This is a genomic window from Burkholderia sp. SR8 (assembly GCF_052851275.1).
This window is the reverse complement of sequence record NZ_JAULUC010000003.1, coordinates 108,680-130,842: the sequence shown is the minus strand read 5'-3', so window position 1 is coordinate 130,842 and position 22,163 is coordinate 108,680. Positions and strand designations below refer to the sequence as shown.

The 22,163-nt window shown below is 67.6% G+C and carries 22 protein-coding genes; 18 read left to right on the top strand and 4 right to left on the bottom strand.

All coding sequences use genetic code 11. From position 1 onward, the window contains the following. Positions 1-11: 11 nt before the first annotated feature. From Q3A80_RS04815 to Q3A80_RS04740, 16 genes are all read left to right on the top strand, one after another. A complete protein-coding gene (locus Q3A80_RS04815) occupies positions 12-191 on the top strand; it encodes a hypothetical protein (RefSeq protein WP_446327928.1) in 180 nt (59 codons plus the stop codon). A gap of 215 nt (positions 192-406) precedes the next feature. Beyond that, a complete protein-coding gene (locus Q3A80_RS04810; protein WP_446327927.1) occupies positions 407-739 on the top strand; it encodes a sugar ABC transporter ATPase in 333 nt (110 codons plus the stop codon). A gap of 136 nt (positions 740-875) precedes the next feature. Further along, complete coding sequence (locus Q3A80_RS04805) at positions 876-2,465, top strand: ABC transporter substrate-binding protein (protein ID WP_446327926.1); 1,590 nt, start codon at positions 876-878, stop codon at positions 2,463-2,465. 349 nt (positions 2,466-2,814) lie between these two features. Further along, a complete protein-coding gene (gene sapR / locus Q3A80_RS04800; RefSeq protein ID WP_446327925.1) occupies positions 2,815-3,702 on the top strand; it encodes a sap1 transcriptional regulator SapR in 888 nt (295 codons plus the stop codon). 16 nt (positions 3,703-3,718) lie between these two features. After that, the gene (gene ddpX, locus Q3A80_RS04795; protein WP_446327924.1) at positions 3,719-4,282 is read left to right on the top strand and encodes a D-alanyl-D-alanine dipeptidase; all 564 of its coding nucleotides are present in this window, start codon (positions 3,719-3,721) and stop codon (positions 4,280-4,282) included. 64 nt (positions 4,283-4,346) lie between these two features. Continuing rightward, a complete protein-coding gene (locus Q3A80_RS04790; protein WP_446327923.1) occupies positions 4,347-5,945 on the top strand; it encodes an ABC transporter substrate-binding protein in 1,599 nt (532 codons plus the stop codon). Between the two features lie 10 nt (positions 5,946-5,955). Continuing rightward, the gene (locus Q3A80_RS04785; RefSeq protein ID WP_446327922.1) at positions 5,956-7,026 is read left to right on the top strand and encodes an ABC transporter permease; all 1,071 of its coding nucleotides are present in this window, start codon (positions 5,956-5,958) and stop codon (positions 7,024-7,026) included. A 66-nt stretch (positions 7,027-7,092) separates the two neighbouring features. Next, on the top strand, positions 7,093-8,007 hold the full coding sequence (gene nikC / locus Q3A80_RS04780; RefSeq protein ID WP_446327921.1) for a nickel transporter permease: 915 nt from the start codon (positions 7,093-7,095) through the stop codon (positions 8,005-8,007). A 1-nt stretch (position 8,008) separates the two neighbouring features. Then, complete coding sequence (locus Q3A80_RS04775) at positions 8,009-8,923, top strand: ABC transporter ATP-binding protein (RefSeq protein ID WP_446327920.1); 915 nt, start codon at positions 8,009-8,011, stop codon at positions 8,921-8,923. Continuing rightward, positions 8,920-9,696, top strand: a complete 777-nt coding sequence (locus Q3A80_RS04770; protein ID WP_446327919.1) for an ABC transporter ATP-binding protein — start codon at positions 8,920-8,922, stop codon at positions 9,694-9,696. The genes Q3A80_RS04775 and Q3A80_RS04770 overlap by 4 nt, the downstream gene beginning before the upstream one ends. A 462-nt stretch (positions 9,697-10,158) precedes the next feature. Further along, a complete protein-coding gene (locus Q3A80_RS04765) occupies positions 10,159-10,710 on the top strand; it encodes a fimbrial protein (RefSeq protein WP_446328130.1) in 552 nt (183 codons plus the stop codon). Positions 10,711-10,820: 110 nt separating this feature from the next. Beyond that, positions 10,821-11,561 (top strand): fimbrial biogenesis chaperone, encoded by a 741-nt coding sequence (locus tag Q3A80_RS04760; protein ID WP_446327918.1) that lies wholly within the window; start codon positions 10,821-10,823, stop codon positions 11,559-11,561. Between the two features lie 194 nt (positions 11,562-11,755). Continuing rightward, positions 11,756-14,353 carry a fimbria/pilus outer membrane usher protein gene (locus tag Q3A80_RS04755; RefSeq protein ID WP_446327917.1) on the top strand — a complete coding sequence of 866 codons (2,598 nt, stop codon included), beginning with the start codon at positions 11,756-11,758 and terminating at the stop codon, positions 14,351-14,353. 312 nt (positions 14,354-14,665) lie between these two features. After that, the gene (locus Q3A80_RS04750; RefSeq protein WP_446327916.1) at positions 14,666-15,370 is read left to right on the top strand and encodes a fimbrial protein; all 705 of its coding nucleotides are present in this window, start codon (positions 14,666-14,668) and stop codon (positions 15,368-15,370) included. Positions 15,371-15,524: 154 nt separating this feature from the next. Then, positions 15,525-15,779 carry a GlsB/YeaQ/YmgE family stress response membrane protein gene (locus Q3A80_RS04745; protein ID WP_040140091.1) on the top strand — a complete coding sequence of 85 codons (255 nt, stop codon included), beginning with the start codon at positions 15,525-15,527 and terminating at the stop codon, positions 15,777-15,779. Between the two features lie 365 nt (positions 15,780-16,144). Beyond that, entirely contained in the window at positions 16,145-16,480 is a 336-nt protein-coding gene (locus Q3A80_RS04740) for a type 1 fimbrial protein (RefSeq protein WP_446327915.1), read from the top strand. Between the two features lie 23 nt (positions 16,481-16,503). Here the strand turns inward: Q3A80_RS04740 and Q3A80_RS04735 are convergent, their stop codons facing one another. The 3 genes from Q3A80_RS04735 to Q3A80_RS04725 form a co-directional block, all read right to left on the bottom strand. Beyond that, positions 16,504-17,376, bottom strand: a complete 873-nt coding sequence (locus tag Q3A80_RS04735; protein WP_446327914.1) for a LysR substrate-binding domain-containing protein — start codon at positions 17,374-17,376, stop codon at positions 16,504-16,506. Positions 17,377-17,473: 97 nt separating this feature from the next. Beyond that, complete coding sequence (bla, locus tag Q3A80_RS04730) at positions 17,474-18,373, bottom strand: class A beta-lactamase (RefSeq protein WP_446327913.1); 900 nt, start codon at positions 18,371-18,373, stop codon at positions 17,474-17,476. Between the two features lie 202 nt (positions 18,374-18,575). Then, on the bottom strand, positions 18,576-19,427 hold the full coding sequence (locus Q3A80_RS04725) for a peptidoglycan DD-metalloendopeptidase family protein (protein ID WP_446327912.1): 852 nt from the start codon (positions 19,425-19,427) through the stop codon (positions 18,576-18,578). Positions 19,428-19,926: 499 nt separating this feature from the next. Here Q3A80_RS04725 and Q3A80_RS04720 point away from each other — a divergent pair, with 499 nt between their 5' ends. Both Q3A80_RS04720 and Q3A80_RS04715 read left to right on the top strand, forming a co-directional pair. After that, the gene (locus tag Q3A80_RS04720) at positions 19,927-20,823 is read left to right on the top strand and encodes a LysR substrate-binding domain-containing protein (protein WP_446327911.1); all 897 of its coding nucleotides are present in this window, start codon (positions 19,927-19,929) and stop codon (positions 20,821-20,823) included. A gap of 52 nt (positions 20,824-20,875) precedes the next feature. Continuing rightward, positions 20,876-21,262 (top strand): ester cyclase, encoded by a 387-nt coding sequence (locus Q3A80_RS04715; RefSeq protein WP_446327910.1) that lies wholly within the window; start codon positions 20,876-20,878, stop codon positions 21,260-21,262. A gap of 69 nt (positions 21,263-21,331) precedes the next feature. Here Q3A80_RS04715 and Q3A80_RS04710 read toward each other — a convergent pair whose 3' ends face one another. Next, the gene (locus Q3A80_RS04710; RefSeq protein ID WP_446327909.1) at positions 21,332-22,072 is read right to left on the bottom strand and encodes a sulfite exporter TauE/SafE family protein; all 741 of its coding nucleotides are present in this window, start codon (positions 22,070-22,072) and stop codon (positions 21,332-21,334) included. Between the last annotated feature and the right edge of the window lie 91 nt (positions 22,073-22,163).

Genomic DNA, 22,163 nt, shown 5'->3' with positions numbered 1-22,163 from the left:
CGCGCCTGTGGATGCTCGATGCGTACCTGCATCGTGACGACCGCAAGATCCGCCGCGAAGAGCGGGACATGGCCGCGCAGGATCGCCGTCAGCTTGCGCAGAGCGAAAAGCACGTGCCGAACCGGCGGGAAAATGCCGGTCGGCCACACGATCGGCCCGCAACGGCGGCAACGCCGATTCGCCATCGTTGAAACGCCCGCTGCCGCCGAGCGCCAGCGGGCGCTTGTGTTGTATCGAATCGTTTCAATCGGCCGCTCGCGTCACATGCCGCAGGTATACTCCGACGTCAGCCGCCTCCCGTATCGACCGTCAGGAAACGGCACGATGCCGGCGGTTTCGTCGCGAAGCTCCGCGTTTCGCGTACCCCGCGCCCCAGCCTCGACACGAGACACACGACGATTCCGATATGAAACGATTCCTGCTGCTCCTTCCCGCCGCGCTGCTTGCCGCCTGCGGTTCCGCGCCCTCGTCCGACTCGGCCGCATCCGGCTCGGCGCCGATGATCTACGTGTCGTCGGCGCGCCCGGCCCACGCGATCGCGAACTGCCTCGACAGCCGCCTGTCCGGCACCGAGCAGTCGCAGCACAACGGCGTGACCGACATCACCGTCGGCTCGCGCTCGTACTTCGTCACGCTGACGCCGTCGGGCAGCGGCTCCGTCGTCAAGGTCGTGCGCGGGTCGGGCAGCGAGCCTGCCGAGGAAGCGATGCGCTTCGCGATCGCGCGCTGCGTGATCTGATCTCCGCACGCGCCGGGCGCCCTGCCCGGCGCGACAGCATCGGCGCGGGCGCCCGCCCGCGCGCCCGCCGAATATTTTCATCCGGGCCGCCGTCGATGAGAGAATCGCACCACGATTCCCTTTCCACGGAGCCCGCATGAAGCATCTGCTGTCCCGGCTATTCGTCAGCGCCGCGCTCGTCGCACTCGTTCCGGCGCTGCCGGCGCAGGCCGCGACGCCGCCCGGCATTTTCGTCGTCGCCACGCAGCTCGGCGAATTCACGACCCTCGATCCGAGCGAAATCTACGAGCTCGTGCCGTCCGAGTACGTCGCGAACACTTACGAACGGCTCGTGCGCGTCGACCTGAAGGATCCGACGCGCTTCGACGGACAGATCGCGCAATCGTGGACGGTGGGCGCCGACGGCATCACGTACACGTTCAAGCTGCGCCCCGGGCTCACGTTCCATTCCGGCAACCCGGTCACCGCGGACGACGTCGCGTGGTCACTGCAACGCACCATCCTGCTCGACAAGGGCCCGGCCGGCGTGCTCGCCGATCTCGGCCTCACGAAGGCGAACGTGATGCAGAAGGTGCGCGCGGTCGATCCGCAGACCGTCGTGCTCGAAACCGACCGCAAGTACGCGCCGAGCTTCGTGCTCAACGTGCTGAGCGCATGCCCGGCGTCCGTGCTCGACAAGAAGCTGCTGACGTCGCACCAGCAGGGCAACGATTTCGGCAGCGGCTGGCTGAAGACCAACGATGCGGGTTCGGGCCCGTACCAGCTCGTCAAGTGGACGCCGAACGAAAGCATCGTGCTGCAGCGTTTCGACAAGTACCGCGCGCCGTATCCGATGAAGCGCGTCGTGCTGCGCCACGTGCCCGAGGCGTCCGCGCAGCGGCTGCTGCTGGAAAATGGCGACGTCGATGCCGCGCGCAACCTGAGCCCCGACAGCCTCGCCGCGCTGACCAAGGCCGGCAAGATCAAGGTCGCGTCGTGGCCGGTGTCCGCGCTGCTGTACCTGAGCCTGAACACGAAGAACCCGAACCTCGCGAAGCCGGACGTGCAGCAGGCGATGAAGTGGCTCGTCGACTACGACGGCATCCAGCGCAACATCGTCAGCACGACCTACAAGGTGCACGAGACGTTCCTGCCGGAAGGCTTCCTCGGCACGCTGAATTCGAATCCGTACAAGCAGAACGTCGCGAAGGCGAAGGCGCTGCTCGCGAAGGCCGGTTTGCCGAACGGCTTCGACGTGACGATGGACATGCCGAACGACTATCCGTACATCGAGATCGCGCAGGCGCTGCAGGCGAACTTCGCGCAGGGCGGCATCCGCGTGAAGCTGATTCCGGGCGATGCGAAGCAGGCGATCGGCAAGTACCGCGCGCGCCAGCACGACATCTTCATCGGCGAATGGTCGCCCGACTACATGGACCCGAACAGCAATGCGCGCGGCTTCGCATGGAATCCGGACAACTCGGACCAGTCGAAGACGAAGATGCTCGCGTGGCGCAACAGCTGGGACATCCCGCAACTGACGCAGGACACCGAGGCCGCGCTCGTCGAGCCGTCGCCCGCGAAGCGCGCGCAGCGCTACGAGGCGCTGCAGAAGGCCGTGCTCGCGAACTCGCCGTTCATCATCATGTTCGAGAAGGTCGTGCAGGTCGCGACGCGCCCCGGCACGACGGGGCCGGAGATCGGGCCGATCAACGACCTCGTGTCGTACCGGACGCTGAAGAAGTGAGTCAGCGACGCTGCACGCGCGGCCGCTTCGGGTTGCCGCGCGTGCGCCGTCGTCGTGTTCGCCGCCTTCCCCTCGACCGGCCGGAGCGGCATCGCGTCGTAGAGCGGCGTCAAATGGAAGCGGCCGTACGGCAGCACCCGTCAACGCGAATGATCTGCTACAGGCATAAACGCACGGTATGTCTGTCAGCAATAATCGGAAATCGGGCAGCCCTCTCCCGTCGCTTCGCGCACCTACTAGATCCTATCACTCGCCTCCAGGCCATAGTTTTTATCCGCTGGCGCGAATGATTTTGGCTTTGTTAGATGGATGACACCGAACCATCCGATGACAACGATCTAACAGCCCGATGACCTGTGCGTTCGCCCATACCGTCGAATCCCGCTTTGCCGAACTGACGCCGACCGCGAAGCGCATCGCGAGCTACATGCTCGCGAACCTCGACCGGCTGGGGCTCGAAACCGCCGACCAGATCGCGCAGCAGACCGGCACCAGCGGCATTTCGGTCGGGCGTTTCCTGCGCAGCGTCGGTTACCGGAATCTCGACGACCTGAAACGCGAACTGCGCGGCGGCAGCGACCGCCCGTGGATGATCACCGACCGCCTCGACGAGTACCGCCGCGCCGCCGCCACGCAACCGGCCGCCGGCGATCCCGGCGGCCATCGCAGCGACGGCGCGCTCGCAACGTCGCTCGAGCGCGAACTCGACGCGATTCGCCACGTGTACCGTCTCGCCGAAGAACCGGTGTTCGCGCAGGTCGCGGACCGGATCGCACATGCCGATGCGGTATTCATCCTCGGTATCCAGTCGACCCGCGGGATCAGCAATGCGTTCAGCAGCTATCTCGAATACCTGCGCCCGCGCGTGTTCTATTCCGACGGCCAGTCGGGCTCGTACGTCGATTCGCTGAATTCCGAATTCGAACGGCCGTACTGCATCGTCACCGACACGCGCGCGTATTCGCGCAGCGCGCGCCGCTATTGCCAGGCGGCAGCCGAACGCGGCCAGCCGTTCGCGCTGGTCACCGATCTGTATTGCCCGTGGGCGCGCGAATGGCCGGCCGATCTGCTGCAGGTGAAGACCGACGTCGGCCAGTTCTGGGATTCGCTCGCGCCGCTCACCTGCCTGTTCAACCTGCTGATCACCGCCGTGGTCGACCGCCTGGGTCCCGCGATCGACCGGCGCGTCGCGCGCAACCGCGAACTGCAGCGCACGTTCGACCAATTCGAATCCTGAGCGAACCGGACCGCCGATGAACCGTCACCGCCTCGTCGAAATCACGCCCGCCACGCATCGCGTCGAGATCGATCTCGTCTACGCGACCGGGCACAACCTGACCGGCAAGCCGATCTATCGCAACGCGCACTGTCTGTTGCTCGAGCCGGCCGAAGCCGCGCTGCGCCGTGCGGTCGACGTCGCCGCGCAGGCCGGCTTCATGCTGCGCATCTACGATGCGTACCGGCCGCCGCAGGCGCAGCAGGTGCTGTGGGATTTCCTGCCGGATCCGAACTTCGTCGCCGATCTGGGCCGCGGGTCGAACCACAGCCGCGGCACCGCGCTCGACCTGACGCTCGTCGGCGCGAACGGCGAGCCGCTCGACATGGGCACCGGGTTCGACGAGATGGTGGCCGCGTCGGGTCACTTTCACGCCGGGCTTCCCGAGCACGTGCAACGCAACCGGCTGCTGCTGCTCGGCGTGATGCATGCGGCCGGCTTCGCGCACATCGACAGCGAGTGGTGGCACTACGAGCTGCCCGGTTCGCGCGCGCTGCCGCAGATCGACAACGCGGCGAGCGGCCCGTGGCGCCTGATGTGACGACGCTGCACGCCCCCTTTTTCATGCACGTTCAACGACTCAAACGACAGATGGAGAAGCGCCCATGAAATTCCCGACCTCCCGGCTCGTCGCGGCGCTGGCCGCCGCGTCCCTGTTCGCCGCCGTTCCGCTTTCCGCCCGCGCGGAAACGCCGAAGGACATGTTCGTGATGGCCACGCTGCTCGACGAATTCACGACGCTCGATCCCGGCGAGATCTACGAGCTGGTGCCGGAGGAATACGTCGCGAACACGTACGACCGGCTCGTGCGCGTCGACCTGCGCGATCCGTCGAAATTCAACGGCGACGTCGCGCAGTCGTGGACCGTGAGCCCCGACGGGCTCACCTTTACGTTCAAGCTGCGCTCTGGCCTCAAGTTCCACTCGGGCAACCCGCTGACGGCCGACGACGTCGCGTGGTCGATCCAGCGCGCGGTGCTGCTCGACAAGGGCCCGGCCGCGGTGCTGACCGGCATCGGGCTCACGAAGGCCAACGTCGCCGCGAACGTGAAGAAGCTCGACGACCAGACGGTGTCGATCACGACCGATCACAAGTACGCACCGACCTTCGTGCTGAACGTGCTCGGCTCGTGGCCCGCGTCGGTGGTCGACAAGAAGCTGCTGCTGTCGCACCAGCAGGGCAACGACTTCGGCAACGCGTGGCTGAAGACCAACGAGGCCGGCTCCGGGGCGTACAAGCTCGTCAAGTGGTCGCCCAGCGACAGCATCGTGCTGCAGCGCTTCGACGGCTACCGGCTGCCGCTCGCGATGAAGCGCATCGTGCTGCGCCACGTGCCTGAAGCGGCGAGCCAGCGGCTGCTGCTCGAAAACGGCGACGTCGACGCGGCGCGCGACCTGAGCCCCGACGATCTCGCGTCGGTCGTGAAGTCGGGCAAGGCGAAGGTCATGGCCTCGCCGCAGGCGACGCTGCTGTATCTCGGCCTGAACACGAAGAACGCGACGCTCGCGAAGCCCGACGTGCAGGAAGCGCTGAAGTGGCTGGTCGACTATGCGGGCATCCAGGCCAACGTCGTGAAGACGACCTACAAGGTGCACCAGACCTTCCTGCCCGAAGGCTTCCTCGGCACGTTGAACGCGAATCCGTACAAGCTCGACGTCGCGAAGGCGAAGGCGCTGCTCGCGAAGGCCGGCGTGCCGAACGGCTTCTCGGTGACGATGGACGTGCGCAACGACTATCCGTACACGGAGATCGCGCAGGCCGTGCAGGCGAACTTCGCGCAGGCCGGCGTCAAGGTGCAGCTGATCCCCGGCGACAACAAGCAGACGCTCGCGAAATACCGCGCACGCCAGCACGACATCTACATCGGCGAATGGTCGGCCGACTACATCGACCCGCACAGCAACGCGCAGGGTTTCGCGTGGAACCCCGACAACTCCGACAAGTCGAGCTATAAAATGCTGGCCTGGCGCAACAGCTGGGACATTCCGCAACTGACGAAGGAAACCGACACCGCGCTCGCCGAGCCGACCGCCGCGCAACGCGCGCAGCGGTACCAGGCGATGCAGAAGGAGATGCTCGCGCGCTCGCCGTTCGTGATCATGTTCGAGAAGGTCGCGCAGGTCGCGACACGGCCCGGCGTGAGCGGGCTCGAGGTCGGGCCGATCAACGATCTCGTGTCGTACCGTAACCTGAAGAAGCAATGAGATTCGCCGCATGTCGACTCCCGCCTCCTCCCTCGAAACCCTGCGCACGCTGCCCGCGCGGCGTCCGGCCGTACGCTGGGCGCTGCGCGTGCTGCGCTGGGCGCTCACGCTCGCCGTCACGTTCGCGGGGCTGCTCGCGCTGACGTTCGTGATCGGCCGCAAGGTTCCGATCGATCCCGTGCTCGCGATCCTCGGCGATCGCGCGTCGGCCGACGCGTATGCGGCCGAGCGCATCGCACTCGGCCTCGACAAGCCGCTCGTCACGCAGTTCCTGATCTACGCGCGCGACGTGCTGCACGGCAATCTCGGCATGTCGCTGCTGACGTCGAACCCCGTACTCGACGACATCCGGCGCGTGTTCCCCGCCACGCTCGAGCTCGCGACGATCGCGACGTTGATCGGCATCGCGATCGGCGTGCCGCTCGGCGTCGCGGCCGCGGTGAAGCACAACCGGCCGATCGACCACATCGCACGCTTCGTCGGCCTGATCGGCAATTCGGTGCCGGTGTTCTGGCTCGGGCTGATGGGGCTGCTGCTGTTCTATGCGCGGCTGCACTGGGTCGGCGGCCCGGGCCGGCTCGATCCCGTGTACGACGGGATGGTCGACCCGCGCACGGGCAGCCTGCTGATCGACGCGGCGCTCGCCGGCGAATGGGACGTGTTCCGCAACGCGGTGTCGCACATCGCGCTCCCCGCCGCGATCCTCGGCTATTACTCGGTCGCGTACCTGAGCCGGATGACGCGCTCGTTCATGCTCGACCAGCTGAGCCAGGAGTACATCGTCACCGCACGTGCGAAGGGCTTGTCGGAACGCCGCGTGATCTGGCGGCATGCGTTCGGCAACATCGCGGTGCCGCTGCTCACCGTGATCGCGCTCACGTACAGCAACCTGCTCGAAGGCTCGGTGCTGACCGAGATCGTGTTCGCGTGGCCGGGAATCGGCTCGTACCTGACCGGCGCGCTGCTGAACGCCGACATGAACGCGGTGCTCGGCGCGACGCTCGTGATCGGCGCGATGTTCATCACCGTCAACCTGCTGACCGACGCGCTGTACCGCGTGTTCGATCCGCGTGCGCGTTGAGGATCGTCCCGACATGACCGTTTCCACCCTGCTTCCTTCACCGTCCATGCCGAAGGCCACCCGACCATGAATGTCGAGCGTCTCACGCTGCGCGCGTGGCTTCTTTCCGATGCGCCCGCGTCGCGCTCGCAGGCCGCGTTCGGCCTCGCGTACCGCCGCTGGCGCCGCTTCGCGATCAACCCGCTCAACCTGTTCGGGCTCGCGATTCTGCTCGCGCTGATCGTCGTCGCGATCGTCGGCCCGTCGATCATGCCGCACGATCCGCTGCATCAGGTGCTGTCCGACCGCCTGCTGCCGCCCGGTTCGGCATCGCACTGGTTCGGCACCGACCAGCTCGGCCGCGACATCCTTTCGCGGATGATCGCCGGTTCGCGCCTCACGCTCGGCATCGCGCTGCTCGTCGTCGTGATCGTCGTGCCGATCGGCCTGCTGATCGGCATGACGGCCGGCTATTGCGGCGACTTCGTCGACAGCGTGCTGATGCGCTTCACCGACATCGCGCTCGCATTCCCGAAGATCGTGCTCGCGCTCGCGTTCGCGGCCGCGCTCGGGCCGGGCGTGATCAACGCGGTCGTCGCGATCTCGATCACCGCGTGGCCGGCCTACGCACGGCTTGCACGCGCGGAGACGATCCGCATCGCACAGGCCGACTACATCCACGCGGCGCGGCTGCAAGGCGCATCGGGCCCACGGATCCTGCTGCGCTACATCATGCCGCTGTGCATGTCGTCGGTGATCGTGCGTGCGACGCTCGACATGGCCGGCATCATCCTGACCGTCGCGGGCCTCGGCTTCCTCGGTCTGGGCGCGCAGCCGCCGAGCCCCGAATGGGGCTTCATGGTCGCGTCGGGCCGCAACGTGCTGCTCGACGCATGGTGGGTCGCGACGCTGCCCGGCATCGCGATCCTGCTCGTCAGCCTCGCGTTCAACCTGCTCGGCGACGGGCTGCGCGACGTCTTCGATCCGCGTCATGGAGCGTGACATGTCATTGAATTCCGCCCACGCCGCCGCGCCGCTCTGCGAGATCGACGGCCTGAAGATCGGCTTTCGCGGGCACGACGGCGTCGTCACCGACGCGGTGCGCGACCTGTCGCTGACGCTCGCGCCCGGCGAACGGCTCGGCATCGTCGGCGAATCGGGCTCCGGCAAGTCGCTGACGGGCCGCGCGCTGCTCGGCCTGCTGCCCGACGCCGCGCGCTGGTCGGCCCGCACGATGCGCTTCGCGGGCCAGGACCTGCTCGCGTTGTCCGCGAGCGAACGCCGGCGCCTGTGCGGCAGCCAGATGGGGATGATCCTGCAGGATCCGAAGTATTCGCTGAACCCGGTGATGACCGTCGCGAAGCAGATGGGCGAAGCGTTCCGTCTGCACGAACCGGGCTTGCGCGGGCGCGCGCTGCGCGAGCGGATCGTCGACGCGCTCGCGGCCGTGCAGATCCGCGACCCGGCGCGCGTTGCCGATGCGTATCCGCACGAATTGTCCGGCGGCATGGGCCAGCGCGTGATGATCGCGATGATGGTGTCGACGGGCCCGCGCCTCTTGATCGCCGACGAGCCGACGTCCGCGCTCGACGTCGCGGTGTCGATGCAGGTGCTCGCGGTACTCGACGCGATGATCGCGCGGCACGGCACGGGGCTGATGTTCATCAGCCACGACCTGCCGCTCGTGATGTCGTTCTGCGATCGCGTCGCGGTGATGTACGCGGGCCGCGTCGTCGAGACCTGCGCCGCGCGCGACCTGCGCGACGCGACGCATCCGTACACGCGCGGACTGCTTGCGGCGAACCCGCCGCTCGCGAATCCGCCCGACGAACTGCCGGTGCTGCGTCGCGACCCGGCATGGCTCGACGCCGCTGCGCCGGCGCCGGCTCCGCACGAACCGCAGGAGGCCGCACGATGATCGACGTCGATCACGTCTCGATCCGTTTTCCGACCCGCACGGGTCATGTCGATGCCGTGCGCGACGCGAGCTTCGCGGTGCGCGACGGCGAGGTGTTCGGGCTCGTCGGCGAATCGGGCTCCGGCAAGTCGACGCTGTTGCGTGCGCTGACGGGACTCGCGCCGCTCGCGGGCGGCAGCCTGTCGATCGACGGCCGGCCCGTCGGCGGCACGCCGGATCGCGCATTGCGCCGGCACGTGCAGATGGTGTTCCAGGATCCGTACGCGTCGCTGCATCCGCGCTTCACGGTCGACCAGACGCTGCGCGAGCCGCTGTCGATCCATGGAATCGACGACGCCGACGCGCGCATCGCCCGCGCGCTGTCCGAAGTCGGGCTTGGCCCGTCGTTCCGCTTCCGCTATCCGCACCAGCTGTCGGGCGGTCAGCGCCAGCGTGTCGCGATCGCGCGCGCGCTGATCGTCGAGCCGCGCGTGCTGCTGCTCGACGAGCCGACTTCCGCGCTCGACGTGTCGGTGCAGGCCGAAATCCTGAACCTGCTGCGCCGCCTGCATCGCGAACGCAACCTGACGATGATCCTCGTGAGCCACAACCTCGCGGTGATCGGCTTCCTGTGCCAGCGCGTCGCGGTGATGCAGCATGGCGAGATCGTCGAACAACTGCGGATCGAGGACGTACGCGCCGGCCAGGTCGCACGCGACTACACGCGCACGCTGCTGCGCGCGACCGAAGGCTATCGCCGCCTCGATCCGGCTATCGACGCGCCCGCCGCCTGACACGAGACGCCCGGCAATATCGCGACCGTTCGCGCCCGCGAACGTTGTTCGACGGGTTCCGCCACGACACGATGACACGATGACCGGCCGCCGACGGGCGCGGCCGGCCCGCCTTTCCGCATCGAACCGGCGCTGATCCGGTTCGCTTCGCTTCAAGCCGCTTCACACCGCGTCAACCCGCTTCTCCCAGCCAATCGCATACCGCACTGAATCGGCGCCTCGCGCCGGTTTCGTGGCGGACGATTGCGCTCGTCCGCCCTCGAGCGCTGGGCCTGCGCCGGGATACCGCGTGCGGCAAAAAGAAATCTTTAGTACTTGTCCGACAAAAACTGCAAATACGTTCGTACTTGTCAAATTACAAAAACATTACACAAGCGCGAAAATTCACTCCGAAACGCGCCATACGGAGATTTAAATTCGATTGACGCTTTCAATCATCGCAGTTTATTTGGAGATTCAAACATGACCATCATCAAGCGCAGCGCAATCCCGTTCCTCCTGCTCGCCGCCGGCGCCGCCTTTTCGTCCGCAGCCAATGCGGCGGACGGCACCGTCAACTTCCACGGCAAAGTCATCGCGTCGACCTGCAGCGTCGAAGGCGGATCGGACCTCACCGTCCCGCTGCCGCCGGTCAGCACCACCGCGCTCGCCAACGTCGGCTCCGTCGCCGGTCGCAGCGCGTTCTCGCTGGCGCTCAAGGGCTGCACGGTCGGCGACGACAATCCGGTGAAGGTCGGCGTGATCTTCGAGAACGGCACGAATGTCGATCAATCGACCGGCCGACTGACGGTCGACTCGGGCGACAAGGCCGCGGAAGGCGTGCAGATCAACGTGCTGGATGATCAACAGAAGCTGATCCCGATCGGCGCGCAAACCGCCGCAAGCACTCAAATCGCCGATATCGACGCCGAAGGCAACGCAAAGCTGAACTACTTCGCCGAGTACTACGCGTCGGGCGCCGTGAAGGCCGGCGACGTCAACTCGCGTGTCGAGTACTCGCTGATCTACCAGTAAGGACGAACGCGTGGAGGTCGCCGCCCGGCGATCTCCGCCCCGACACGCGGCGCGGTGCGGAAACCGCCGTTTCCGTCCGCTTCCTGCCAACGATCCGACTCTCTACGCCCATGAAACTGTTGAAGCTCTTCCGTACGCTCGCCGTCGTCGTCACCGCACTCGCATCGCAGGCCGATGCGAGTGTCGTGATCGCCGGCACGCGCGTGATCTTCCCGTCCAGCGAGCGCGAGGTCACGATCCAGCTGACGAACGACAGCAAGCGTCCGGCGCTGGTGCAGGCGTGGCTCGACGACGGCGACAGCGGCGCGTTGCCCGAGAACATCGACGTACCGTTCACACTGACACCGTCGATCTTCCGAATGGAGCCCGGCAACGGTCAGACGCTGCGTCTCGTGCACACCGGCGAACCGCTGCCGGCCGACCGCGAATCGCTGTTCTGGCTGAACGTGCTCGAAGTGCCGCCGAAGGCGTCCGCGGAAGAAGACCGGAACCGCATCCAGCTCGCGTTCCGCTCGCGCATCAAGATCATGTATCGCCCCGAAGGATTGGCCGGCAACGCGGACGATGCGCCGAGGCAGCTCGACTGGCGCGTGGTGCGCGCCGAGGGCGGCTACGCGCTCGAGGCAAGCAATCCGACGCCGTTCGTCGTCAATTTCGGCAACGTGCAGCTGAAATCGGCAGGCCGCAAGCACGACGCCGGCATGGGCTACGTGCTGCCGCGAAGCACGCAACGGTTCCCGATCAAGGATCTCGCCGGCGCGCCCGCTGCCGGTGCGACGGTCGAATTCGGCAGCATCAACGACTGGGGCCGCGCAACGGACATCGAGCGTCCGGTCGCCATCGCCCCGTAGCGCGGCCGAGGCCGGCAGCCCGCAGCACTCGCGCGCCGCCCGCTCCGCCTCTTCGTCCGCCGCCATTTCCGCCGTCCCGGCCGGACGGCACGGTTTCCCCGGATTCGGTATTCGCCATGTCGCGGCGCGTCCACCCGCGCGACCGCGCCGGCGGAACGCGCCCGCCCGATCCGACATCATCTGGAGTACTGCGCATGAACACGACTCGACTGCCGCGCCATGCCGTGGCCGACATGCCACGCATCAAGCCGATCCATCTGCTGGTCATGGCTTGCGTCGGCGCGTGGTCGAGCGAGGGCCGCGCGACGACGCAAACCGCCACCGCAAGCACGCTCGCGCAAGTCGAGTTCGACGGCGCATTCCTGCAGAATCGGCTGGGCAAGCATTTCGACGTCTCGCGCTTCGCGCAGCGCAACGTGACGGCGCCTGGCGTGTACACCGTGGACGTCCATGTCGGCCCCGACTGGATCGGCCGCTACGACGTGCGCTTCGCGGCCGCACCCGAGTCGGGCGACGCGCGGCCATGTTTCGACCGCACGCTGTTCGAGCGTGTCGGCATCGATTTCGGCAAGCTCGCGCCGGAGGTCGTCGCGCAGCTCGCCAGCAGCGACGCATGCCTGCGGATCGAGCAAGCGGTGCCGGAAGCCAGCGCGACGTTCGACTTCGCGCGGCAAACGCTGCGGCTGTCGATTCCGCAGGCATCGCTCGCGCGCAAGGCACGCGGCTACGTGAGCCCCGATCAATGGACGTCGGGCGAAACGGTCGGCCTGCTCGGCTACAACTTCAACCTGTACACGTCGAAGGCCAGCGGCCATACCGCGCAGACGCAGGGCTACCTCGGCCTGAACGGCGGCGTGAATCTCGGCGCCTGGCGCTTCCGGCACGAAGGTTCGTATTCGTGGTCGTCGCGCGGCCAGAGCCGGTACCAGGGCATCGCGACCTATCTGCAGCGCGACCTGCCGTCGCTGTCGTCGCAACTCGTCGTCGGCGAAAGCTACACGTCGGGCGAACTGTTCGATTCGACGCAGTTCCGCGGCGTGCGTCTGTCGACGGACGACCGGATGCTGCCCGACTCGCTGCGCGGTTACGCGCCCGTCGTGCGCGGCATCGCGAACAGCAACGCCAAGGTCACGATCCGCCAGAACGACGTGACGATCTACGAGACGACGGTCGCGCCCGGCAATTTCGAAATCGACGACCTGTACCCGACCGGATATGGCGGCGACCTGCAGGTGTCGGTCACCGAGGCCGACGGCTCCGTGCACACGTTCTCCGTGCCCTACGCCGCCGTGCCGATGTCGCTGCGGCCGGGCATCGGCCGCTACAGCTTCGTCGCGGGCGCGCTGCGCAATCCGTACGGGTCGAGCCAGCCGCTATTCGCGCAGGCAACGTACCAGCGCGGTCTGACCAACCTGCTGACCGCGTACGGCGGCGCCACGCTCGCTGCCGGTTACGCGTCCGCGATGCTCGGCGGCGCCCTCAATACGTCGTTCGGCGCATTCGGCGCGGACGTCACGCATGCGATGACCTCGATCCCGGGCGCGAAGCGGTACAACGGCTCGAGCGTGCGCGTCAGCTACGCGAAGTCCGTCGATGCGACCGGCACCGACATCGCGCTCGCCGCATACCGTTATTCGACCGACGGCTATTTCGGCCTCAACGATGCGATGCAGGCGCGCGATGCCGCGCGCGACGGCCGCTCCGCGCATTCGGTGTGGCGCCAGCGCCATCGCGCATCGCTCGCGCTCACGCAGCGCCTCGGCACCAACGGCGGCCGCATCAACGCCACGGCGTCGGCCGTCGACTACTGGAACCGCTCGGGCTCGGACGTCAACTATTCGATCGGCTACACGAACCGGTTCCGCAACGTGTCCTATAGTCTGACGGCCACGCGCCAGCGCAATGCCGGTGGCGACATGGGCACGCTCTATTACGCGAGCGTCACGATCCCGTTCGGCCGCGAGCGCCCGATGACCGTCTCGGGCAACGTGTCGCGCGACACGCTTGGCCGCACCCGGCTGCAGTCGACACTGTCCGGCTCGCTCGGCGACGATCACGCGCTGTCGTACAGCGTCAGCGCGAATCACGCGTCCGGGCCGGACTCGGTCACGGACGGCAGCGCGAACGTCACGTACCGAGCGCGCATGGCCGAGATCAATGCGAGCGCGGGCGCGAGCACCGACTTCCAGCAGGGCTCGCTCGGCGTGCGCGGCGCGCTCGTCGCGCACCGCGGCGGCATCACGTTCTCGCAGCCGGTATCGGAAACGTTCGCGATCGTCGAGGCCCCGGGCGCTGCGGGCGCGCGCATCACGAACGCGGCAGGCGTCAAGGTCGACGGCAACGGCTTCGCGGTCGTCCCGTACCTGACGCCATACAGCCTCAATACGGTCGCGCTCGATCCGAAGGGCATCTCGATGGACGTCGAACTGAAGGAAACCAGCCGGCAGATCGCGCCGCGCGCCGGTGCGGTGCCGCTCATCCGGTTTGCAACCGACACCGGCCGCGCCGCGCTCGTCCGGGCGCCGCAGGCCGACGGCACGCCGCTGCCGTTCGGCGCCGTCGTGCACGACGAGACCGGCAAGGAAGTCGGCGTCGTCGCCCAGGCGAGCAAGATCTTCGCGCGCGGGCTCGACGACCGCGGCTCGCTGACTGTTCAGTGGGGCACGGATTCGCGTTCGGTCTGCCGGATCGCCTATGGCCTGCCCGTCGCCGAGCATCGCCGGCAGGCATCGGGAATTCAGACCGTCGACGGCGTCTGCCAGCCCGATCCGACGACCGTCGATATTCAATAAGGAACCGACATGCTCAACATTCGTTCATCGTCTGCATTGATTCGCGCGGCGAGTCCGGCAGAGATCTCGCGCACCCGCTCCGTACACGGCCGCCTCGAGCGGCGCCAGCCCTGTGCGATCGCGCTTGCGTCGATGCTGCTGCTCGCATGTGCCGGATTCGCGACCGACGCGATGGCGGACTCCCTCTATGCATTCGGACAGGCGACGATTTCCAGTCCCGCCAACGCACCGTCCGGCGCGGTCGTCGCGCGCCACTACTTCACGCCGCAGGACGTGTGCGGTGCCAGCAGCTGCGAAATCACCGATATCTCGATGTACGACAAGGGCAACATCGTGGGCCTCAGGCCCGGCCCCGATCTCGAGACCAACGTATCCGGCTTGTCGACGCGGATGGCGATCGACGGCACGGTGGCCGTCTCTTCGACGAAGACGACACTGCGCAACAGACTCGAAGTCATGCTGTTTCGCGACAGCCGGCAGCCGAAGGACGGGTCGCTCAATTCGGGCTGGCTCAGTGCGTATTACATGGTTCGTTACAAGTCCGGTATTCTCGGCGGGTCATCGCCGGTCTTCCTTGCGGCAAAGGTCGGCTTCATCAACGGAACGTGCTCGATTCCCGACCAGACCGTCACGCTGCCGCCGGTGCAAGGCCGCGCGTTCAACGGTATCGGTTCGACCGCCGGCGCGACCGATTTCCAGGTGCAGTTGAACAACTGCCCGGCCGGCTACAACCGGATCGGATACCAACTGGCCCCGCTGGACGACGTCGTCGCCGGCATTCCCGGCGGGATGCAGTTGCGCCCGGATGCAACGGCCGCAGGCATCGGCATCCAGATCGCCGACGGCACGACCGGCCAGCCGCTGGCGCTGCGGCAATCGCACACGGTGACGAACTACAACCGGGCCACCGGCGGATCGCCGTCGATTTCCCTCCGGGCCTCCTACCTGCAAACGGCTGCGAAGATCGGCGGCGGTTCAGTCAACGCCGCCGCGCAGGTGGTGCTCGACTATCAATGACCGATATGCACGGCCGGCAGCGCCGACATCCGGACGACACGGTGCCATGCGATACTCGGCACGCCGCGCACGGGTTCGCCGGCGCCGGGAACCCCGGTGCGCCGCGCAGGTCCATGTCGTTTCGTCAACAACTCAACAGCAACAGGGGGCATCCATGCTGCAATTCATCGAAACCCTGGTGGTCGGGCTCATCGTCGGCCTCCTCGCCCGTGCACTGAAGCCCGGCGACGACAAGATGGGCATCGTGATGACCGTCGTGCTCGGCGTCGTCGGTTCACTGATCGCCGGCTACGTCGGCCGCGCCGCCGGCTGGTATGCACCGGGCCAGGGCGCCGGCTGGATCGCGTCGATCATCGGCGCGATCGTGCTGCTCGTGATCGTCGGCGCGGTGCGCAAGCGCGCAAGCTGACCGCCGCATCGCCGGCTTCAATGCCGAACGGCCGCTCGTCACGCACGAGCGGCCGTTTTCTTTTTGACGCACCGCGATTCGCGGGCGCGTCGATTCGTTGAGTCCTCAACGATTTGCCCGCAAGCGCTGCGTCCGTCGACGCGCGTCAGCCGAGCGTATGCCACCGGCAATACCCCGACTTGCGGCCCGACAAATATGAGATAAATTGATTGAAGGAATACGGCCTCATTTGCCGATCGCCGGTATTTCGGATGTTCCACTCAAGAGGTTCGATGAAGTTGCCGTTTACGCATACAGCACCGCAGCGTTGACGGACTGCCATTCGAGCGGCCTCGCAGCGATGCGCTTCCTCTCTGGAGCCTGTCATGAAGCATCGCCTGTTTGCCGCCTCGTCTGCCCTGGCTGCCTCGCTTCTGGCCTCGTCCTCGTCATTTGCCGCCGGCGCGTCCGGCATCATCCATTTCACCGGCACGATCGTCGAGCCGCCGTGCTCGTTCGCGCTCGATACGACCGATGCCGCGCATGCGCGCGTGCGCCCCGACTGCCCGCGCCCGGCGACCGGACAGGTCGCGTTCGTCGACGCGGCGAGCCTGCGCACGATCAAGACCACGACCTTTACGCAGGCGTCGCGCGCAATCGTTTTACCCGACCGTCCGGGCAGCGCGCACGCGCCGATGATCGCCGTCGTGACCTACGAGTAAGGTCGGCCGCGAGCGGTCGTGCATCAGTCGCGGTGGCTCGCGATCCAGTCGCTGAACGCGCGGATCTTCTGCTGGCTGCCGACGTTTTCGGGATAGACGAAGAAGTAGCGGGCGCCGGTTTCGAGCACGATGTCGAACGGCCGTTCGAGCCGGCGCGCGGCGACGTCGTCGTCGACGAGCGTCACGTCGCCGATCGCGACGCCGAAGCCCTGCATCGCCGCGTTCGTCGCGAGATCGAGCGTGTCGAAAGTCGGCCCACGCTCCGGATCGACCGCCCGCTCGCCCGCGTGGTCGAGCCATGCGCGCCAGTCGCGATGGTCGCGCGTCGGATGCAGCAGCGTATGGCGCGCGAGATCGCCGACCGCGTCGAGCGGCGCGCTCTGTCGCAGTTCGGGCGCACACACGGGCGTCAGCCGTTCGTCGAACAGCGGCAGCGCGAACACGCCCGCGCCCGGCGACGTTCCGTAGACGACCGCCGCGTCGAACGGCTCGGTCGAGAAGTCGACCACGTGCTGCCACGCGGTCGTGATCTGCACGTGGAGATCGGGATGCTCGCCCTGGAAGCGCATGATGCGCGGCAGCATCCAGCGCATCACGCAGGTCGGCACCTTCAGCGCGAGATCGGTGCGCTGCCGCGTGAGCTTCATCGAGATGTCCTCGATCCGCGCAAAGCTCTCGTTGACCACCGGCAGCAGCTGCTCGCCCTCCGCCGTCAGCGTGAGGCCCTTCGCATGCCGCTTGAACAGCGGGAACCCGTAATGCGCTTCGAGCGTCTGGATCTGCCGGCTCACCGCACCCTGCGTGAGGCACAGCTGCTCGGCCGCGCGCGTGAAGCTGCGGTGGCGAGCCACTGTCGAGAAGATCTGCAGCGCGTGCAGGGGCGGAAGTCGGCGCATGACGGAGCGGGTAAACGGAAAATCGCGCGCCGGCGCCGGCGCACGCTGACCGACACGATAAGCCAAACGCCGGCTTTGCGCGAGGTGCGCCGAACCCTCACGCGGTCGCGGTGAGCGCGCCCGTCGCGATGCGCGCGGCCGACGCGACGACGTCCGAGCGAGCCGCCGCATCGGCACGCGGCTGCGTGAACGATACGGCCAGCACGATCGGCGCGCGCGACGGCGGCCACAGCACCGCGACGTCGGTCGTCGTGCCGTAGCCGCCGGTGCCCGCCTTGTCCGCGATGCGCCAGCCGGGCGGCACGCCGGCCGCGATGCCGGCGGCGGCGTGCGCGCCGCCCGTCATCCATTCGGTGAGCTGCGCCCGCTGCGGCTCGCGCAGCGTATCGCCGAGCAGCAGCCGCTGCAGCATGTCGACCATCGCGACCGGGGTCGACGTATCGCGCTCGTCGCCGGGCGCGGCGCGGTTCAGTTCGGGTTCCCAGTGATCGAGCCGGAACGTGGTGTCGCCGTTCTCGTGCGCGAACGACGTGACGGCCTGCGGGCCGCCGAGCACGCCCATCAGCAGATTGCCCGCGCCCTTGTCGCCCGACTGCAGCATGGCCGCGCAGAGCTGCGCGATCGTCATCCCGGTGTCGACATGGCTTTCCGTTATCGGCGAGCCGGCCACGACTTCATAGCGGCGATACAGGACGCGGCGCGGCAGCAGCGATGCATCGAGCGAACCGCGCGCGAGGATCGCCGCGGCCGCGACGACCGCATAGGTGCCGCACAGCGGGAAGCGTTCGCGCGCGTGATGCGCGATGCGGGTGCCGGTCGACGTATCGAGCGCGGCGACGCCGAGCCGGCCGTTCGATGCCTTTTCGAGCGCGGCGAGTTCGGCCTGCGCGGCATGGGCGCGCCCCTGGTCGGCGACGGGTGCCGACGAGCAGGCGGCGACGAACGGTGCAGCGACGGCGGCGAGCAACAGCGAGCGGCGTGTCGGAGAATGTTCCATGGATGAATGGCGTTCTGTCGGTATCAGTGGCACGAAGCAACGCATCGACGATGCGCGCGCGTTCACGCCGACGGACGGCTCGCGACAGCCTGCGCCGCGCATTCCCCCCTGGACGCCCGTCGGCCCCGCGCGCGGCGGGGCTCGCATGAACAGACCCTAGCGTAGCAGCGCGCGCTTCCGCGTTCCAGCCGCGCGGCCGGCTTCATCCCTGCGACGACGGCAGGTACGGCATCGGATTGACGGGCTTGCCGTCGCGGCGCACTTCGAACAGCAGTGCGACACGCGAGTTGTCGAGGTCGCCCATCTCGGCGATCTCGTCGCCCTGGCGCACGATGTCGCCGGTCTTCACGAGCAGCTTGCGGTTGTGCGCATACGCGGTCAGGAAATCCGCGTTGTGCTGGACGATGATCAGGCTGCCGTAGTCGTTCAGGCCCGTGCCCGCATACATCACGCGACCGTCGGCCGCCGCGCGGACCGGGTCGCCCGGCCGGCCCGCGATCTGGATGCCGCGGTTCTGCCCCGGCCGGAATGCATCGACGATCTTGCCGCGTGCGGGCCACGTGAGCGACACCGCGCTCGCATGCCGCTTCGTTTCCTTCACGACCTGCCGGTCGCTCGCCGACGACGCGCTCGCCTGCGCGCCGCCCGCCGTGTTGCTCTCGGCGGCCGGCACGGCCGCCGGTGCGCTGCCGCTCGCGGCCGCCGCCTGCAGCGGCTGCGGCCGGACGATGCGCAGCACCTGCCCCGTGCGCAGCCGGCCGCGCGCGCCGAGCGTGTTCCACGTGCGCAGGTCGGCGACGCTGCAGCCGTTCGCGGATGCGATGCCCGACAACGTATCGCCGCGCTTCACCACATATTTCTGCGCGACGAGAATGGGCGCCTGCTGCGGCACCGCAGGCATGCCCGACGGCGCGGCGGCAGGCTGGGCCGTCGTGGATCCCGCGAGCGTGTCGCTCGGCGGAACGGACTCCGTGCTTGCACAACCGGCCATGACGAGCACGGCGGCCAGGCCGGACAGCCAGGCCGCGTTACGGTAAATCTCGCGCTGTTTCATGGACGATCGACTCCGGTTTGACAATCTTTCAAGCATCTCAAAAACGGAACGGCCGACGTGTAACCGGATGCAAACAATGATGACAAACGATCACGATCGGGGTGCCGGCGGACACTTGCTACCGGTAATACGGTCGAATTCGGAAAAACTTGACGGCTTTCGGCGTACCGCGCGGAAAAAATTCCGGAACACGCGATTATTTCGAACGGCTTTCAATGCGCGGGCGTCCACCCGCTCAACGCAGCCAGTCGGCGAGCTGCGCGCACGCCCACGCGACGCCGATGCACAGGAACAGCACGTGCAGCGCAATCTTGAACGACACGCCCCATGAAGAATCGATCCGCATGACAGTCTCCCCCCGTTGACATGCAGCCATCTTCCGGCATCGATCCCGCCCCGAAAATGCGGAACCGGCGAACGGGGCCTCAGGCTGCGCCTGAGACCGATGCGGCCGTTCCTGCTAACGTATCGGCCATACCAATTTCCACGCGCCCCCACCATGCGCTTCGACCTGACCGATCTGCGGCTCTTCCTGAACATTTGCGAGGCCGGCACGATCACGGGCGGCGCCGAGCGCACCCACATCACGCTGCAGGCCGCGAGCGAGCGGATCCGCGGGATGGAGGACGAGCTCGGCGTGCCGCTGCTGCACCGGACCAAGTCGGGCGCGCAGGTAACCGACGCCGGCCGCGCGCTCGAGCACCACGCCCGCACCGTGCTGCAGCAGATCGACCACATGCGCGGCGAACTGCAGCAGTACGGCCAGGGGCTGCGCGGGCATATCCGGCTGCTGTGCAATACGGCGTCGCTGAGCGAATACCTGCCCGACGCGCTTGCCGCGTATCTGCCGCATCACCCGAAACTGTCGATCAGTGTCGAGGAGCGCTCGAGCCAGGAGATCGTGCATGCGATCCGCAACAAGACGGCCGAGGTCGGCATCGTCGCCGATTCGGTCGGGCTCGGCGGGCTCGAACAGAAGCCGTTTCGCGAGGACTGGCTGATCGCGGTCGTGCCGGCCGCGCATCCGCTCGCCGCGCGCGACAGCGTCACGTTCGACGAGATCGCCGACGCGGATTTCATCGGGCTCACCGACGGCAGCGCGCTGCAGGTCCATCTCGCGGATCAGGCGCGTGCGCTCGGCAAGCGGATCCGCTACCGTGTGCAGCTGAAGAGCTTCGACGCGATCTGCCGCGTGATCGAAAGCGGCGTGGGAATCGGCATCGTGTCGCGCCATGCGGCCGAGCGCGCGATGCAGACGATGGATGTGCGGCTCGTCGAACTGTCCGACGCGTGGAGCCACCGCAGGCTGACGCTGTGCGCGCGCTCGTTCGACGCGCTGCCGAAGTACACGCAGGCGTTCGTGGCGTACCTGTCGGGCGAAACGCCGCCGCGCTGAACACCGCAATCGTCCGGAACGACCGGGCACGACACGAGGAGGCACCGCAGTCATGACCGAACCCGACCTTGCGATCCGCTACCGCGCGTACATCGACTGTCTGAACCGGCAGGACTGGGCGGCGCTCGGCGAGTACGTCGCCGACAACGTGATCCACAACGATCGGCCGCTCGGCCTCGCCGGCTACCGCGCGATGCTCGAGCAGGATTTCCGCGACATTCCGGATCTGCGTTTCGAGATCCGGCTGCTCGTGTGCGAGCCGCCGCGCGTTGCATGCCGGCTGCGCTTCGCCTGTGCGCCGAAAGGGACGTTCATGGGGCTCGCCGTCGACGGCACGCGCGTCACGTTCGCCGAGAACGTGTTCTACGAATTTCACGACGGCAGGATCCGGCAGGTCTGGTCGGTGATCGACAAGGCCGCGATCGAGGCACAGCTTTGACGATGCGCGCGACGGTGGACGCGGTGCGGACGGTGTCCGCGGTGTCGCCGCCGTGGCCGCTGCCGGCGCTTATCGGAGCCCCGACACCGCCATGTACGCGCCAAGCGCGATCATCCCGACGAAGAAGCAGCGCTTGAACGCCTGCTCGCTCATCACGCGCCGCGCGTACTGGCCGCCGATCATTCCGGCGAGCGCCGGCACGAGCGCCAGCGCCGATACGCCGAGATCGACGCTCTGCAACGCGCCCGTTACGCGCAACTGCACGCCGAGCGCGATCGTCGATGCGGTAAACGACAGCCCGAGCGCCTGGATCAGGTCGTCCTTCGACAGGCGCAGCGCCTGCAGGTACGGCACCGCCGGCACGACGAACACGCCGGTGGCGGCCGTCACGACGCCCGTCAGATAGCCGACCACCGCCGACAGCCACGTTTCGTGACGCCCGGGCGCCGGCAGCCGCGCGGCTGCGAGGCCCCAGCAGCCGTATGCGACGAGCACGACGCCGAGCGCCGCGTGGGTCCACGCGCTGCCGGCCGCGAGCGCAGGCAGCCCGCCCGTCAGCGTGCCGACGGCAAGCCCTGCCAGCAGCGGCCACAGACGCCGCAGCAGCGGCCCGAACGACGGGCCGAGCCACAGCTGCCAGACGTTGGTGATGAACGACGGCACGAGCAGCAGGCTTGCGGCGGCGGACGGCGGCATCGCGAGCGTCAGCAGCCCCATTGCGATCGTCGGCAGCCCGAGGCCGATCATTCCCTTCACCGTGCCGGCCAGCAGAAAGACCAGTGCGATGATCGTCAGCGTATGAATGTGCATGGAAGGCGTGATGTCCGGTCGAGTACGGCGCCGATGGTGAACCACCGTCGCGCCGCAGGCCATCTGGTTTTGCCTGAGGCTGGCTCGGGCC